At 31.9% G+C, this 16084-nt stretch carries 16 protein-coding genes; 7 read left to right on the top strand and 9 right to left on the bottom strand.

Annotated features, from left to right (window positions below; genetic code table 11):
- Nucleotides 1–25: 25 nt before the first annotated feature.
- Together MW871_RS04100 and MW871_RS04095 are read right to left on the bottom strand one after the other, a co-directional pair.
- Nucleotides 26–1285 carry an NAD(P)/FAD-dependent oxidoreductase gene (locus MW871_RS04100; RefSeq protein ID WP_345799445.1) on the bottom strand — a complete coding sequence of 420 codons (1260 nt, stop codon included), beginning with the start codon at nucleotides 1283–1285 and terminating at the stop codon, nucleotides 26–28.
- Between the two features lie 77 nt (nucleotides 1286–1362).
- Nucleotides 1363–1884, bottom strand: coding sequence for a GNAT family N-acetyltransferase (locus MW871_RS04095; protein ID WP_248427651.1), 522 nt, complete (start codon nucleotides 1882–1884; stop codon nucleotides 1363–1365).
- 167 nt (nucleotides 1885–2051) lie between these two features.
- Between MW871_RS04095 and yaaA the strand changes: the two genes are divergently transcribed.
- Entirely contained in the window at nucleotides 2052–2810 is a 759-nt protein-coding gene (gene yaaA / locus MW871_RS04090; RefSeq protein ID WP_188051500.1) for a peroxide stress protein YaaA, read from the top strand.
- Between the two features lie 65 nt (nucleotides 2811–2875).
- Here yaaA and MW871_RS04085 read toward each other — a convergent pair whose 3' ends face one another.
- The 5 genes from MW871_RS04085 to MW871_RS04065 form a co-directional block, all read right to left on the bottom strand.
- Complete coding sequence (locus tag MW871_RS04085) at nucleotides 2876–4456, bottom strand: MDR family MFS transporter (protein ID WP_188051499.1); 1581 nt, start codon at nucleotides 4454–4456, stop codon at nucleotides 2876–2878.
- Nucleotide 4457: 1 nt separating this feature from the next.
- A complete protein-coding gene (locus tag MW871_RS04080; protein ID WP_210646774.1) occupies nucleotides 4458–5537 on the bottom strand; it encodes an HlyD family secretion protein in 1080 nt (359 codons plus the stop codon).
- 11 nt (nucleotides 5538–5548) lie between these two features.
- On the bottom strand, nucleotides 5549–6877 hold the full coding sequence (locus MW871_RS04075) for a TolC family protein (protein ID WP_210646773.1): 1329 nt from the start codon (nucleotides 6875–6877) through the stop codon (nucleotides 5549–5551).
- A complete protein-coding gene (locus MW871_RS04070) occupies nucleotides 6867–7493 on the bottom strand; it encodes a TetR/AcrR family transcriptional regulator (protein WP_188051496.1) in 627 nt (208 codons plus the stop codon). Before MW871_RS04070 ends, MW871_RS04075 begins: the two co-directional genes overlap by 11 nt.
- Before the next feature lie 101 nt (nucleotides 7494–7594).
- Nucleotides 7595–7756, bottom strand: coding sequence for a hypothetical protein (locus tag MW871_RS04065; RefSeq protein WP_248427650.1), 162 nt, complete (start codon nucleotides 7754–7756; stop codon nucleotides 7595–7597).
- 109 nt (nucleotides 7757–7865) lie between these two features.
- Between MW871_RS04065 and MW871_RS04060 the strand changes: the two genes are divergently transcribed.
- The 4 genes from MW871_RS04060 (at nucleotide 7866) to MW871_RS04045 (ending at nucleotide 10252) form a co-directional block, all read left to right on the top strand.
- Nucleotides 7866–8255, top strand: coding sequence for a DoxX family protein (locus tag MW871_RS04060; RefSeq protein WP_248427649.1), 390 nt, complete (start codon nucleotides 7866–7868; stop codon nucleotides 8253–8255).
- A gap of 1 nt (nucleotide 8256) precedes the next feature.
- Nucleotides 8257–8835, top strand: coding sequence for a TetR/AcrR family transcriptional regulator (locus MW871_RS04055; RefSeq protein WP_248427648.1), 579 nt, complete (start codon nucleotides 8257–8259; stop codon nucleotides 8833–8835).
- Nucleotides 8836–8877: 42 nt separating this feature from the next.
- The gene (locus tag MW871_RS04050) at nucleotides 8878–9510 is read left to right on the top strand and encodes an NAD(P)H-dependent oxidoreductase (RefSeq protein WP_248427647.1); all 633 of its coding nucleotides are present in this window, start codon (nucleotides 8878–8880) and stop codon (nucleotides 9508–9510) included.
- 190 nt (nucleotides 9511–9700) lie between these two features.
- A complete protein-coding gene (locus tag MW871_RS04045) occupies nucleotides 9701–10252 on the top strand; it encodes a DUF4494 domain-containing protein (RefSeq protein WP_188051492.1) in 552 nt (183 codons plus the stop codon).
- Nucleotides 10253–10393: 141 nt separating this feature from the next.
- Here the strand turns inward: MW871_RS04045 and MW871_RS04040 are convergent, their stop codons facing one another.
- Both MW871_RS04040 and MW871_RS04035 read right to left on the bottom strand, forming a co-directional pair.
- Complete coding sequence (locus MW871_RS04040; RefSeq protein WP_188051491.1) at nucleotides 10394–10978, bottom strand: fasciclin domain-containing protein; 585 nt, start codon at nucleotides 10976–10978, stop codon at nucleotides 10394–10396.
- Between the two features lie 202 nt (nucleotides 10979–11180).
- Entirely contained in the window at nucleotides 11181–11648 is a 468-nt protein-coding gene (locus MW871_RS04035) for a GlcG/HbpS family heme-binding protein (protein ID WP_248427646.1), read from the bottom strand.
- 1334 nt (nucleotides 11649–12982) lie between these two features.
- On the opposite strand from MW871_RS04035, the gene MW871_RS04030 reads away from it, so the two are divergent.
- The gene (locus tag MW871_RS04030; protein ID WP_248427645.1) at nucleotides 12983–14008 is read left to right on the top strand and encodes a class I fructose-bisphosphate aldolase; all 1026 of its coding nucleotides are present in this window, start codon (nucleotides 12983–12985) and stop codon (nucleotides 14006–14008) included.
- Between the two features lie 56 nt (nucleotides 14009–14064).
- On the top strand, nucleotides 14065–16065 hold the full coding sequence (gene tkt / locus MW871_RS04025; protein WP_248427644.1) for a transketolase: 2001 nt from the start codon (nucleotides 14065–14067) through the stop codon (nucleotides 16063–16065).
- The last annotated feature ends 19 nt before the right edge of the window (nucleotides 16066–16084 follow it).

Genomic DNA, 16084 nt, shown 5'->3' with positions numbered 1-16084 from the left:
TGGATATCAATTTTAAAATAAAAAATTATCGTGTCATGGCTTCCGCTGCTAATCTTCCAGTTTTTAAGGCGGCATTAATAGAACCGTTTAGCAAATTATCTCCACAAATATATAGCGTATCTGAGATTTTAATTTCAGAACTCTTGATGTCATTTCGTACACTTTCCTGACTTGGCAATGCATATTCAATTCGATATGCTTTTAGCATTTTCCATGCATCTACTTTTTCACCGTACCATCTTTTCAGTTCTTGTTTCATGTTTTCGGCAAGAGTAGAATCATCAAGAGGTGGAATTCCGTTATAAGAAACAGAAATAAGCACTTTCCCTTTTGGAGCATAGGTTTCAGCAACATTTGACATTATAGTCAAATTATTTACCCATTTTTTATTGGTTGAGGCATTAAGTATGACTACGGCTTTATTAGTAGGTGCTTTATCCGCTTCAAAATAGATAGTAGTTACTTGATGTGAAGTCATTTTTTGTTTAGGAAAAAATTTTTGACTTAATGAATTAGCGTTGGTAGCCAAAAGAATTTGATTGGCTTCAAAAACAGTTCCATCGGAAGTGATGACACTATTTTCATTTATTTCAATTACTTGTGTGTTGTAACGAATACTATTTTCAGGAAGCATTGCAACTAATTGTTTTGGAATTTCTTCCATTCCTAAAGCGGGAACTGCTACATCGCCATCAGAAAACATTTTCATCACGAAATCAAACATTCTACTCGAGGTTTGTAACTTGTTTTCTAAGAAAATTCCAGATAGGAAAGGACCATAAAAACGATCAATCATTTTGTTTCTAAACCCATAGTCTGATAATTGCTTTCGAGTCGTTTGTTCTGGCTGTTGAAAAATTTCTTCTATAGTTAATTTTTGTAATTTATTTTTTAGCCAAAGTGTCTTTATTTTATCTTTTAATGAACCAACAGGAGCAAAAAGAGTAGCGAAGGCCGCTGACGGTCTTCGGAAAGGATCTGCAATCTCAAATTGACCATTATCATAGAGTACAGTCGCACCAGGTAACATTTTTTTTAGATTTAAATCCTTATAATTGAGCAATGATTTTGACTCTGGATAGGCAGTCAAAAGAACCTGAAAACCTCGATCTAAAAGAAAACCTTCATGGGAGTCAGTTTTTATTCTTCCTCCTGCACGCTCTGTAGCTTCTATAATTAATACTTTTAGTCCTTGACGGTGTAAATGTACAGCTGCAGAAAGTCCTGCTAATCCTGCTCCAATGATAATTACATCTTGTTTCATGTTTTTTGATAATCTTTCCACAAAAATACATTAAATCTAGTTCATCTCGATCCGAAATAAGAAAATTTTAAATTATCCAGAACTCTTTAAAGCTTTTTTTATTGAATTTTAATCTTCATTAATAAATCAGTCTGTTCATCATTTCCTAATCTAAAAATATGTTTATCAAAGATTACAAAACCATGTTTGTTATAAAATTGAAGTGCTCTTTTGTTTTCTTCCCACACACCTAACCAAATCATTGAGCTGTTATTATTTCGTGCTATATCGATCGCTTTTTGGAGTAATAATTGTCCAATGCTTTTACCATAAAAAGGGTTTATTACATAAATTCTATGTATTTCTAAAGCATTAATATCAATAGGTTCCGTTTGGGCTTCATTACTATTTATTTTTATATAACCGATAGGTTCCTCGTTAGAGTAAGCAATATAAAACGCAGAATTAACATTAAGTATCTCTGTTGATAATTGCTTTGTGTTAAAACTTTTTTCAATATAGTTTGCAAGATTTTCAGCGGTGTTAACCGATTCAAAGGTTTCTGTAAATGTTTGAATACTTAATTTTCGCAGGGTTTCTAAATCAATTATTGTTGCTAATCGGATTTCAATTGGATTCATTTATGCAGAAAATTAAAATTTATTTAAACTCAAAAATAAGCAAATAAAGCCAGTTTGCACTTAATAAATCTATGGTGTTATTATAAAAATCAATTTGATTAGTTTCTATTTATTAATTTCTATCACTACTTTTATAGAATCAATAAAAAGAACTAAAAGTAGAGTATATGAAAATTGTTATATCGCCAGCTAAATCTTTAAATTTCGAAAAGGAATTACCAACTGCACAACATACAGAACCGTCTTTTTTAAAGGAATCGAGAGAGGTTCATAAAATTTTAAAAGATAAAAAACCTGCTGAATTATCAAGTTTAATGAGCATTTCTGATAAATTAGCAGACTTAAATTGGAAAAGAAATCAAGACTGGAAAACACCTTTTACTACAGCAAATGCACGTCCAGCGATTTATACTTTTGATGGAGATGTTTATACGGGATTAGATGCTTTTTCGATTCCTTTAGATAAATTAGATACTTTACAAGATCGTTTAAGGATTCTTTCTGGTTTATACGGTTTGCTAAAACCACTAGACTTAATGCAAGCGTATCGTTTAGAAATGGGAACAAAATTAGCTATTGATCAGAGTCAAAATTTATATCATTTTTGGAAACCAATCATCACAAAAGCATTAAATAAAGAACTTCAGGAAGGGGAATTATTTGTTAATTTAGCGAGCAATGAATATTTTTCAGCTATTGATGTCAAAGCTTTAAAAGTTCCAGTAATCACTCCAGAGTTCAAAGATTATAAAAATGGTAAATTAAAAATAATTAGTTTTTTTGCCAAAAAGGCTAGGGGAATGATGGTGCGTTATATTATTGATACCAATGCAGAAACCATTGAGGATTTGAAAGGATTTAATTATGATGGCTATCAATATGATGCTAATTTGTCAAAAGAAAATCAGCTTGTTTTTACTCGTTAATAATTTAAAATAAAAATAAAAACGCCGAAATCATAATGATTTCGGCGTTTTTTATTAAAATCAAATTAGTGCATTGCATCTGCAGGATTGATTTTGTTTTTTCCTTTTTTAATAAAAAAGATAATTGGAATACAACAAAGGAACATAATACCTAAGTAGAGAAAAATATCCATGTAAGCCAAAACGGTACTTTGCTTTAATACCGAATAATCGATTACTTGATAGGCTTTTTTCAGAGCCTCGTTAGTACTAAAACCCTTAGACATAAACCCTTTTTGTAATAAGGCAATCTTTTCTTGTACTTCAAGTTTAGTTCCGTCAAGATTAGAGATTAAATCTACACGATGCTTCTGACTGAATCTTGTAATAAAAGTGGTAATGATAGCAATACCAAAAGAACCTCCAAGTTGTCTCATCATACCTGTAAAAGCAGCACCTTCTCCAATATGTTTTCCTTTTAAGGTAGAAAGGGATAAAGTGGTTATCGGTACAAAAAGTAAACCCAATCCAATTCCTCTTAAAATTAAAGGCCAATATAAATGTTCAGTACCGGTGTCTGGTGTCATATTATTATACATCATTAAGGTAAAGAAAAAGAAAATTAAGAATCCAACTCCAACCATATATCCTTGCGGAACCCCTTTTTGAATCAATCGACCAACAATTGGCATCATAAAAGCTGTAGTTATTGAACCTGGAATAAGTAACAATCCTGCATCAGTAGCAGTCCACCCTAGAACAGATTGTGTATAAATCGGGATAATTAAAGTTGATCCATAAAGTCCGAATCCAAGAATAAAACACATGATTGTTCCAATTCTTAAGTTTCCGTCCTTTAAAACACTTAGATTAACAATTGGATATTTATAAGTCAATTCTCTCCAGATAAACAATACCAAACCAAAAACCGATACCACACTAAGCGCAGTGATGGTAGTATTATTAAACCAATCGTCTTGCTGACCGTGTTCTAAGACAAATTGTAAAGAACCAATGAAAGCCGATAAAAGTACAATTCCCCACCAATCGACTTGACTTGCTTTTAGCTTTTCACCATATTTTGGACTTCTTACAAAAGTAAAAGCTAAAATAGCAGCTATAATTCCAAGCGGTATATTGATATAAAAAATATAAGGCCAAGAAAAATTATCTACTAAATAACCTCCTAATGGCGGGCCAAGTGTAGGTCCTACAATTACACCCATTCCGTAAATAGCTTGCGCCATTCCACGTTTAGCCATCGGATAACTTTCGGTTATAATGGTTTGTGCCGTAACTAATAAAGCTCCACCACCAAGTCCTTGTATAAATCGAAAAGCTATAAGTTCCCAAATATTAGTGGCGTTTCCACATAAAAAAGATGCAGTGGTAAAAATAATAATGGAAACCACAAAATAATTACGTCTTCCAAATTGTTGTGAAAGCCAGCTCGTCATCGGAATAACAATAACGTTTGCAATGGCGTATGCGGTAATTACCCAAGCAACATCAGTTAATGTGGCGCCAAGGCTTCCCCTCATGTTGGTCAAAGCTACGTTGACAATAGTAGTATCTACAATCTCCAACAGCGCACAAAGCACTGCTGTTATCGTAATGATTACTCTTCTAAAGCCATATTCTACTAAATCATCTTCAGTTCCTGTCATTTTATTTTACATGTACGTCAACATCAACATTCATCCCTGGTCGTAATAATTTTATTTTTTCAGCATCGTTTGAAGCATCTAAACTTATTTTTACGGGTAATCTTTGAATTGTTTTTACAAAGTTACCAGTGGCATTATCTGGAGGTAAAATAGAGAATCGAGATCCTGTAGCAGGTGAAAAAGAAGTAATTGTTCCTTGAAATTTGTAATCTGGATACGCATCTACTTTTAAGGTTACTTTTTGTCCCATTACCATTTTGTTCAATTGTGTTTCTTTGAAATTAGCAATTACCCAAGCTTCTTGGTTGTTGATAATATAAAATAACGATTGTCCTGGTTGTACTAATTGTCCTGGTTGAATATCAATTTTTGATACTTGCCCATCAATTGCTGCTGTAATAACAGTATAGGAAATATTTAATTTTGCAGCATCTAGTAAAGCTTGTGCTCTTTTGATATTGGCAGCAGCTACTTCAGTTAATTTATCTGAAGCTTTAGATTTTGCTATAATAACTGATTTTTGATACGCACTTGCTTTTTGTTGCTGTTGCAAAATATGAACTTGGTTTTCTGCTTCTTGTTTCGCTGTAGACGCTTGTTCGTATTGTTGTTTAGTAATCGTATGGCTTTTATATAAATTACTGTAACGATTATAATCACTTGTTATTTGTGCCAATCTAATTTTAGCACTTTCGATATTTCCGCTTGCAGATTGCACATTGGCATCTGATGCAGAAACACTTGCAAGAGCACTACTAATGTCTGCTCTTGAAACTTCAAAGTTTCCTTCGGCAGCAGCTAGAGCCGCTGTAGCTTCAGCAATTTTTAATTGGTAATCTTTTTTATCGATTGTAAATAAGGTATCACCTTTTTTTACAAAATCGTTATCCTTAATATATACTTTGTTTACATAGCCTGATACTCTTGGAATAATCGGGTTCATGTTTTTCTCAATTTGAGCGTCATCTGTTTGCTCATGTGCTAGTGAGTGAATGTATTTGTAACTTCCATATCCTCCTCCTAATACGACCAATACCACTAGGATAATAATAAATTTTGTATTTGTTTTTTTCTTTTCCATGTGAGTAATTATTATATTTTTGAAAGGTTGAAAGTTTTTGATAATTGTCCTGTTACTGAAAGTAACTCATAATATTTTTGAACGACATTAGCTTTGGCTAAGGCTTTATTAATGGTAGCGTTTAATTGCTCTACATCTGCCTCTAGCAAATCATTAGTGTCTGATAATCCGTTGTCGTATTTATCTTTTATAATTCTATAGTTCTCAGTAGATTGCTCTACTGCTTCCCCATAAACATTGCTTTGTTTAAGGGCTAATTGATAATCTTCTATTGATTTTTGAACTTGTATTTTAATATAATCAGTAAGCATGTCTTCTGAATTTTGTACTTCTGATGCTTTGCTTTCCGCTAGTTTTACCATTGTTCCATTTTTTAGAATCGAACTCAAATCATAAGAAACACCAACACCAAAATTCATTGCGTTTTGAACTGTAACTACATTCTTAACATCTAATATCGTATATCCAGCAATAAGGGATAGAGAAGGATAGTAAGCACTTCTGGCAACTTTTATATTTGCTTCACTTGCTTTTTCCTGAAAATGTATTGCTTCTAAGTCCTTACGATTTTGTAAAGCAGGTTCTTCATTTGTTGGAATATTATCCATCCTAAAATCAACAAAATCACTTTCTTTTACTTCTAATTTAGTATCAGCAGGTAATTTTAATAATGTTGTTAAAGAAAAATTGACAATGTTCAAATTATTGTTGGCTTCATCTAAGGAAAGTTGCACTTTAGAAACCTGTAATTGTGATTTTAATAAATCATTTCTAGGAATGATCCCGTTTTTCTCTAATTCTAAAAAATCAGTTACACGTTGTTGTGCTTTCTTTTGGTTTTCCTTTAGAAGTTCAACCGTTTTTTGTGCTTTGTACAAGCTGGCATAATAATTTACAACGCTCATGGCAACGTCTTCTTTGGTTTGCAAAGAATTGGCTGTTTCTGCTTGATAGAGATTATCGTAAACCTTTATACTGTTTTGAATTTTGAATCCTGCAAAAATTGGTAAGTTGGCATTTGCCTGAGCAATCATCAATTGGTTTACAACTGGAACAGAATTAGTAGAACCACTGTTTTTATTGATTTTCAAATCGACAGAAGCTTTTGCTAATCGTTGGTACTGTCCAGAAACCTTAAAATCAGGATACTGATTGTTTTTTACAGACTGTAATTCATATTTTTTGGTATTCACTTTCGTGTTTGCCAAAGAGACCTCATTACTTTTGGTCCAAGCCATATGAATGGCTTCCTCAAGGGAAAAACTCGTTCTCTCTTGTGCTTCAATAGAATTAATTCCGATGAAGAAGATTCCTAAGAACATTATTTGACTAACTTTCATATACCAGTAGTGCTTTTATTGTTTGTTGAATGTGTTTTGTGAGAATTGTTTTGATGTAATTGTTATATAAAGCTTCCGTATTCAAGTTTAATAAGTTTTCAAAAAAGGGCTTATTCATTTGAAAATGAAAAAATGTACCTAAAATAGTGGGAGTGATCAGCGGAATGACAATATCCTTTTTAAAAACACCTTTGGTTTGTCCTTCTATTATTATGGCTTCTAAGGACTTGAGATTTCCCTTTTTGAGTTCAGAGAAAGCCTCGTGATTTAAATTTCTCTTTTTTGAAGTAAATTCGAAATGTAAAATCCTGTAAATTCCTCTATTGCAATTCACACGATTAATGTAAAGTTCAATTAGCTTATTTACTTTTTCAATGGGCTCTAGATTTTCTAGTATCAAGTGATCTAATTGCAATTTTAAGTCGGATGTTCTATAAATAATCAAATCTTCTAGTAGCCTTTCTTTAGATCCAAAATAGTAAGAAATCATAGCGATATTTATTTTCGCCTCCTTAGATATATCTCGTATCGAAGTACCATCAAAACCTTTTTCCGAAAACAGCACTTCTGCTACTTCGAGTATCTTGATTTGTTTATCGTTAAAATTAGTTTCCAAGTACTGATTTTTTTAGGAGAGCAAAATTAAACAACTGTTTAAATTAAACGTTCGTTTAATTTAATTTTAACATATTTTTAACAATACTAATCTCTTACCAATTAATTCATATTTTCCTGTACTAATTTGTAAATTAATGCTTTACGTAATTCATTTTTTATTAATTCGATAGAAAGTGTAGGTTTTATTTTGTTGTTTATGAGTTTTTTAACGAATAAAAAAACATAAAATTTGATGTCTAAAATTGTTTTAGAATTATTCATTTATTGATTTTATTGAAATAATAATTTTATTGAAAATAAATTAAAATATAAATTTATGAACGTTCATTCTTTTTTTATATTACTTTTGTATTCTTAAATAAATAGATTAATGGAAAATGTTGCAAAAAAATTATGGAGTGTAGTTCTAATTATCATGGCTATTTTTATCATTTATGGAGGTATAAATCATTTTATAAAACCTGAATTTTATATTCCTTTTGTTCCAAGTTTTCTTGGTTTTAAAACAGTAATAATTTATGTTTATGGTGTTGTAGAAATTGGTATAGGATTACTTCTTTTAATTAAAAAATACAGAGGAGTTGGAGCTTTTTCATTATTGGTATTGATGCTTGTTTTTTTACCCATTCATATTTGGGATGTTTTCTCAGATACACCAGCAATTGGAAGTCATCAAGCAGCTTTAATTCGTTTGCCTATTCAGCTTGTGTTTATTGGCATAGCATGGAAATTGAAAAATATCTATTTTAATAAAAATTAATATGGCATTACTCCAAAAAAGTATTGAAAAACGAATGGCACTTTTGAAAGCTACACTAAATTTAGTTAATAATGGTGGTATTCAAGGTGCCTCTATGTCTAAAGTAGCCAAACTTGCCAATGTTTCTCCAGCAACTATTTACCTATATTTTGAGAGCAAACAAGATATGGTTAATCAGTTATATTTAGACGTAAAAGCTTCTTTTGCCGAAGCTGCATTCAAAGAATATGATCCTGAAAAAAGTGTAAAAGAACGTTTTGAAAAAATATGGTTTAATATGGCAGATTTTAAATTAAATCAGAAAGAAGAAGCTTCATTTTTATCTCAATGTGATAATACACCAATGATTGATGAAGAAACCAGACAAAAAGGATTGAAATTTATTACCCCACTTTTTGATTTGTGGACCAAGGCAAAAGAAGATAGAATTATAAAAGATAGTTCTCCTTATTTATTGTATGCTTTTACCATTTATCCGTTAGCTTTTTTGATGAATATGGAAAATAGAAAGCTTTGTCAACTAGGTGATACTGTATTAAAAGATGCTTTTCAAGCAGCTTGGGATAGCATCAAACTTTAAAATTTTACCGCATTATAAATAAACAAGAATAAATAAATAAAAATGGAATTAATAGATAAATTAAAATGGCGTTATGCTACTAAAGCAATGAATGGTCAAAAAGTCTCTCAAGAAAAAATTGACAATATCATTGAAGCAGCTTCATTAGCACCAACTTCAAGTGGTTTACAACCTTTTGAAATTATGGTGATTACCAATCAAGAAATTAAAGAAAAAATAAGAGTTATCGGATGGAATCAGCCAGTAATTACTGATTGTTCTCATTTATTAGTTTTTGCTGCTTGGGATAATTATACTGAAGACCGCATTAATAAGGTTTTTGATCTAACAAATGAAATTCGTGGTTTCAAAAATGAAGGTTTTGAAAATTACCGACAAATGCTTCTAGGACTATATCCTCAAAGAGATCCAGAATTAAATTTTCAGCATGCAGCAAGACAAGCTTATATTGCTTTTTCGCAAGCTATTGTAGCAGCAGCTTTTGAGGAAGTAGATAGTACACCTATAGAAGGTTTTGATGAGAATGCCTTAGATGAGATTTTGGGACTAAGAGCAAAAGGACTAAGAAGTTGTGTGATTCTCCCTATTGGTTACAGAGATGTTGAAAATGACTGGTTGGTTAATTTAGAAAAAGTTAGAAAAAGCAAAGAAGATTTAGTTACGCTTATTGACTAACTCCATTCATAATTAATTAAAATAAAAAAATAGCCTTTTGTCACGAAAAGGCTATTTTTTTTACTTTCTATTTAGATTTAGAAATAGTTATTTTAGAATTATTTTTTTAAAATTGTGAATATCTATTTTTAGATAATTACTTTTTTGCAGCATTAAAATCTATCTTTGACATCCTTAAAAATAAATAGAGATGAGCACAATTTGGTATGAATGCAAAGTAAAATATAGAAAAACAGACGAAACGGGAAACCAAAAAATCACAACGGAACCCTATCTTGTAGATGCTTTATCTTATACTGAAGCTGAAAGTAGAATTACAGAAGAAATGTCTGCTTATATTAGTGAAGAGTTTAAAATCACGAATATCAAAATGGCTAATTATGCAGAAATACACCCTTTTGAAAATGCAGACCGATGGTTTAAATCTAAAGTGTCGTTATTAGCATATGATGAAGAAAGCGGAAAAGAACGCAAGACAAATATGTATTTATTAGTACAAGCAAATGACGTAAAAGAAGCTTTTGATAATACCACAGGTATTATGAAAGGGACAATGGGCGATTATAGCATTCCAGCAATCTCCGAATCACCAATTATGGATGTTTTTCCCTATTTTTCAGGTGAAGAAGGGGAGTTAGAGCAATTAGAAAAATTCAATGCGCTGAAAGCTTCAAAACCAGAAGTGGTAGCAGAAATTGAAGATCACATGGAGTTTGTAGAAGAAGAGGAAGCAGTATCCTAAAAATTTCTGCGAAGAGATATTACAAAGATTTTAATCATTAAATTCTTGATTTAATTTTATAGCAAAAGCGAATTAAAATTGCAATAAAAAAACCGTTATACATTAATGTATAACGGTTTTTTTGTATAAAAATAAATAAATTTATTTTGGCATAATCACCGTATCAATTGCGTGTATTACTCCGTTTGAAGCAGCTACATCCGCTAAAATAACTGTTGCCATTCCTCCATTTGTGTCTTCCAACATTACTTTTCCATCTTTTAAACTTAAAACAATTTTGTCACCTTGAACTGTGGTCACAGTGTATTTCCCTTTGTTTTTGTTAATCGCATCAGTTACAGTTGCTGCATCAAATTTTCCTGCAACTACATGGTACGTCAAGATTGATTTTAATTTTTCTAAATTTTCGGGTTTTAATAAACCATCTACAGTCCCAGCAGGAAGTTTTGCAAATGCAGCATTATTGGGTGCAAATACAGTAAAAGGACCTTGTCCGCTTAATGTTTCGGCTAAACCTGCTGCTTTGACAGCTGTTACAAGTGTAGAAAAATCTGGGTTTTCTGATGCCACTCCCACAATAGTAGGTACTTCTGCTACCACAGTTGTATCCATTGCTACTGCAGTTGTATCTGCCATTTCAGTCGAATCTGCTGTTTTTTTCTCGCCACATGAAGTAGTTACTACTCCTACTAATAATAATGCACTAATTGTTTTTACTAATTTCATAGTTGTTATATTTAAATTATAATAAATTAAGATGTTCAAATATAGTGTTTTAATTATTTTGTTTCATCTTTTTAACAAAATATTAAACAAAATATTTAATTTAAATTATTTTAATATTGTAGGAAAAAACTAAAGTAACAAATTATGCAAATATTTCCTTAAGTAGTGACTAAGTTTAAAACTCTAAATTTTTTTTCTAAGGCTATAACATACCTGCTTTTGCAATACGTACATCTTCGCTACCATGAGCTCCGCCAACACCTATACCACCTACCACTTTACCATTAATATAAATAGGAATTCCGCCATCCATAATTAATATATTCTCATCTAGAAAACGGATATCTTCTGGAATAGTTCCGTCTTTTATTCCTTTCGAAATTACAGCCGTTTCTCTTTTTTGAGAGCAAGCGGTATATGCTTTCTTATAACTAGCACGTATGGTATGCACTCCAGCATTCTGATGTCTTGAAACGGCTAAAGTTTGTCCTGATTTATCAACGACGGTTATCGTAACATACAGGCCGTCTTTTTCTGCTTGTGTTATAGATTTTTGCACTATTTTAAATGCCATTTCTCCAGTAAGTATTGGTTCTTGAATTAATTTTTCTTGTGCGTTTGTCATTATGGTAATAAATAGTATTAAAATTAAAATCGCTCTGTTTTTCATTTTTTTTCTTGTTAGAGATTAATTTGTGATTGTTAGAATTTTATAGCACTAAATTTTGTAATTTTTTTATTTTATTGAATTCAACCATATTGATATATTGTGTTTTATAGAAGCATTGATTAAAATATGAATTCACTTTCAATATTAAAACTTCAAAAGCTATTAATAACAAAACCGCTGCTTTTGATCTTGTTTGTGGTTCGTATATAATTGGAAATTAAAAAAGTTCAATCAAATAAATTCGGTTCAGCGATAAATAAAATTTATAAGATTTTCATTCTGTCTTTAAATCTCTTAATCAATTGTGAATCCTAATTTTGCTATAGATTTTTTTTGCCTTTTTAAACTCTTTGTTTTTACTGGAAAGGAGATAAAGTCATAAAATAGGTATTATTTTAATAATTCAATTTTTTCAAAAAGGGAACATAAACAACTTTAGGCAGATCGCAGGCTACTAATTTGTGCCAAAACAAATACAATTTTAGCACTAATGCAACCTCTTTATAAATACTTTAATAAACTCAATTTTTTAGCATTATTATATTTGCTTCTTAAATTAAAGAATGAAATCTACATAAAAAAAGCTTGTTTTTGGTTCAAATTTCAATCTTATTTTCTTAATAATAAGAGCGATTAATCTGATATAAGCCCGAATTTATTATTGAGAAAATTGAACAAGGGATTGTCATGTTATTAGATCGCGGTTTTGAATCTCAGAAAATATACTTATAATTGAATAGAAGCAGTTTGTAATATAATTGACAAATGTGGTTCTAAAGTTCAGATAGAAATTGAGTATGGTGTAAACCTACAGAATGTCAAAAATCTCATTAGCTTGAAGTAGTATCTTTAAATCAGAAAATCACAAATAAACTATAGATAAATTTAAATTTTAAGTGATTATAACTTTATAAATCCTCTTTTTTTTATAATAAATAGTTCATTCAATATACTAATTTTTTAGTTTCTAGATTTGTTCTTTCTCATAAAAATATAATTTTATGATATTTTTATAATTTTACCTCATTGAATATGAGTACCTTACTACAACCTAATATTTGGGTTTTTGTTTTTACGATTTATATTAAAATCTAAAAACAAAAATGGAAAAAATGAAAGCTTTGTTTTAAAAAATAATTTGAAGTTCCTACTTTAAATACACTTTTGCTACTTTCTCAATCAGGAAGTATCTCGACACTATTTTTTTATGTGTCATCAACACGCGTTCATCAACAAAGCGAATTTTTATTTCGAAACAACAATTAGTTTACTTATCAATTATTTACAAAATACTGATTTCATTTTCCGAATTACTTTTTTAAAATAGAGAACATATGGAAATACAACTCTTAAAAGATACAATTGAAGAACTTTTTAGTAATGGCAAAGGTATTCTTGCCATGGACGAAAGCACACCAACCTGCGACAAACGTTTTGAGGCGAACGGAATTCCACAAACACCAGAAATGCGACGTAAATACCGCCAGCTTATTATTAAAACTGAAGGACTAAGCGACAGTATTGGTGGTGCTATTTTGTATGAAGAAACCCTGCAGCAACAAACGGATGATGGTGAACCGATGGCAACGGCACTATTAAAATCAGGGATTATAGCTGGAGTAAAAGTAGATCAAGGAACAAAACTTTTAGCAGGATTTGAAAATGAAAAAATTACCGAAGGGTTAGACGGTTTACAACAACGTTTAATATCCTATAAAGGAATGGGTATTCGTTTTGCAAAATGGCGCGCCATAATAACAATAGGTGACGGAATTCCAACAGATGCTTGTATCTATGCTAATGTGCAAGATTTAGCACGCTATGCTGCAATATGCCAGCAAGAAGGAATTGTACCTATTGTAGAACCAGAGGTTTTGATGGATGGGAATCATTCTATTCAAAAATGTTATGAGGTTACAGAAAAGGTTTTAAAATCACTTTTTCATCATCTTTATCTCTTTAAAGTCAACTTAGAAGGTATTATTTTAAAGCCCAATATGATCGTAGCTGGAACAGAGAACAAGCATCAAAACACAGTAGATGAAGTCGCCCAAGCAACAGTAAAATGTTTTCTTTCTGCAGTTCCAGCTTCGGTTCCAGCCATTGCATTTTTATCTGGTGGTCAATCTCCTGAAAAAGCCGCTGCGCATCTCAATGCAATTAATAAAAATTTTAAGAATCATCTTCCTTGGAAAATCTCTTTTTCTTTTGCAAGAGCCATTCAACAACCAGCATTAGAAGCTTGGAAAGGGAATGAAGATAATGTAGCCGAAGCTCAAAAATTACTCTATCGCCGCGCCAAAATTGCATCCGCAGCACATCTTGGAACTTATAAACCGGAAATAGAAAAAAGTAATTAGTATGGGTAATTGCTCCAAGAATAGTTCAATTATAAAAGTTAGAAGAATTATAAAATATGGAATCAGATAATTTAAATCAGAAATGTATTGACACCGTAAGAGTTTTAGCAGCAGATGCGGTACAAAAAGCAAATTCAGGTCATCCAGGAACTCCAATGGCGCTTTCTCCATTAGGTCATATTTTATGGTCTGAAGTGATGCGATACAATCCTAAAAATCCGAATTGGGTCAATAGAGATCGTTTTGTGCTTTCATGCGGACATGCTTGTATGTTGCAATACAGTTATTTGCATCTAACAGGATATGAAATAACGTTGAATGATATTAAAAATTTCAGACAGCTTCACAGTATAACCGCTGGTCATCCAGAATATGGTTTGACTCCAGGAATAGAAGTGACAACTGGACCATTAGGTCAGGGTTTTGCAAATGGTATTGGAATGGCGATTGCCGAAAAATATATGGCAGTTCGATACAATCAACCAGACTTTAACATTTTTGATTACAAAATTTATGCGATTTGTAGCGATGGCGATTTAATGGAAGGTGTTACTGCAGAAGCAGCTTCTATAGCAGGGCATCTCGGATTGGGAAATGTAATTTATTTCTATGATAGCAATCACATTACAATAGAAGGAAATACTGATTTGGCTTTTGATGAGGATGTCTCCAAAAGATTTGAAGCCTATGGTTGGCATGTTCAAAACCTCCCAGACATTAATGATTTAAAAGCTGTTTCCGAGGCAATTAAAAATGCCCAAAACGAAACTAATCGCCCTTCATTAATAAAAATCCGCAGTTATATTGGTTATGGAAGTCCCAATAAACAAAATACGGCTGCCGCACATGGCTCTCCTTTAGGGGAAGATGAAGTTCGTTTAGTAAAAGAAAACTTCGGTTTTGACCCCGACAAAAATTTCGTAATTCCAGAAGACATTTTAGAATTTTATCGAAAAGCTGGGAAAAAATCATCTAAGAATGAAGACGATTGGAATGAATTATATAAAATATATAAACAACGTCATCCCGATTTAGCTAAGGAATATGAAGCTATTAGTTCTGGGAAATTGCCTGAGGGTTGGGAGAAAAATCTTCCCGTTTTTGAAGCTGGCAAAGAATTGGCTACACGAAAAGCTTCTGGTAAAACATTAAATGCTATCGCTGCATTTTTTCCTCAATTAATTGGTGGATCTGCCGATCTTTCTCCTTCAACTGATACGAATCTTGATTCATTTAAATCCTTTTCAGTAGAACATCGCGATGGTCGAAATTTCCATTTTGGAATCCGTGAGCATGCTATGGGATCAATTCTCAACGGAATGGCACTTAGTAATTATCTAATTCCGTATGGCGCTACCTTTTTAATTTTTTCTGATTATATGCGACCTCCACTTCGATTAGCAGCCATTATGAAAATTCGATCTATCCTAGTTTTTACCCACGACAGTATTGCATTGGGAGAAGATGGAACTACGCACCAGCCTGTTGAGCAATTGATAGGTTTACGAACCGTTCCGAATATGACTGTAATTCGTCCTGCAGACGCTAATGAAACTGCGCAAGCATGGCGTGTGGCGATTGAACACAAAGACGGACCAATTGCAATTGTGCTCACCCGTCAAGGCATTCCAATTATCGATCAGAAAAAATATGCGAGTGCCAAAAATTTGGAGAAAGGTGCCTACATACTGTCAGATTGTAAGGGTAAGCCGGATATAATTTTAATTGCCAGTGGATCTGAAGTTCAATTGATCATAGCAGCACAAAAAGAATTAGAGAAAAATAATATTCAAGCTCGTGTGGTAAGTATGCCAAGTTGGAATCTGTTTGATAAACAAGAGGCTGCTTATCGCGAAACAGTTTTGCCAAAAGAAATTAGAAAAAGATTAGCAGTAGAAGCAGGTTCCTCTATTGGATGGATGAAATATACAACTGATGATGGTGCAGTAATTGGTATTGACAAATTTGGCGAAAGTGCACCTGGGGAACAAGTAATGAAAGAGTACGGTTTTACAATAGAAAATGTAGTAAAACAAGCAAAAGCATTGCTATTATAATTTATTAAATATAAGGAAT

The organism is Flavobacterium pygoscelis (genome assembly GCF_023162025.1).
GTDB classification, from domain to species: Bacteria; Bacteroidota; Bacteroidia; order Flavobacteriales; family Flavobacteriaceae; genus Flavobacterium; species Flavobacterium pygoscelis.
The sequence above is the reverse complement of the archived record's forward strand: the minus strand, read 5'-3'. Positions and strand labels throughout refer to the sequence as shown.

Bases quoted from the DNA above. Each gene is read 5' to 3' on its own strand.
- MW871_RS04095 (WP_248427651.1), bottom strand. From the start codon at position 1,884: ATGAATCCAATTGAAATCCGATTAGCAACAATAATTGATTTAGAAACC.
- yaaA (WP_188051500.1), top strand. From the start codon at position 2,052: ATGAAAATTGTTATATCGCCAGCTAAATCTTTAAATTTCGAAAAGGAA.
- MW871_RS04085 (WP_188051499.1), bottom strand. From the start codon at position 4,456: ATGACAGGAACTGAAGATGATTTAGTAGAATATGGCTTTAGAAGAGTA.
- MW871_RS04080 (WP_210646774.1), bottom strand. From the start codon at position 5,537: ATGGAAAAGAAAAAAACAAATACAAAATTTATTATTATCCTAGTGGTA.
- MW871_RS04075 (WP_210646773.1), bottom strand. From the start codon at position 6,877: ATGAAAGTTAGTCAAATAATGTTCTTAGGAATCTTCTTCATCGGAATT.
- MW871_RS04065 (WP_248427650.1), bottom strand. From the start codon at position 7,756: ATGAATAATTCTAAAACAATTTTAGACATCAAATTTTATGTTTTTTTA.
- MW871_RS04060 (WP_248427649.1), top strand. From the start codon at position 7,866: ATGGAAAATGTTGCAAAAAAATTATGGAGTGTAGTTCTAATTATCATG.
- MW871_RS04055 (WP_248427648.1), top strand. From the start codon at position 8,257: ATGGCATTACTCCAAAAAAGTATTGAAAAACGAATGGCACTTTTGAAA.
- MW871_RS04050 (WP_248427647.1), top strand. From the start codon at position 8,878: ATGGAATTAATAGATAAATTAAAATGGCGTTATGCTACTAAAGCAATG.
- MW871_RS04045 (WP_188051492.1), top strand. From the start codon at position 9,701: ATGAGCACAATTTGGTATGAATGCAAAGTAAAATATAGAAAAACAGAC.
- MW871_RS04040 (WP_188051491.1), bottom strand. From the start codon at position 10,978: ATGAAATTAGTAAAAACAATTAGTGCATTATTATTAGTAGGAGTAGTA.
- MW871_RS04035 (WP_248427646.1), bottom strand. From the start codon at position 11,648: ATGAAAAACAGAGCGATTTTAATTTTAATACTATTTATTACCATAATG.
- MW871_RS04030 (WP_248427645.1), top strand. From the start codon at position 12,983: ATGGAAATACAACTCTTAAAAGATACAATTGAAGAACTTTTTAGTAAT.
- tkt (WP_248427644.1), top strand. From the start codon at position 14,065: ATGGAATCAGATAATTTAAATCAGAAATGTATTGACACCGTAAGAGTT.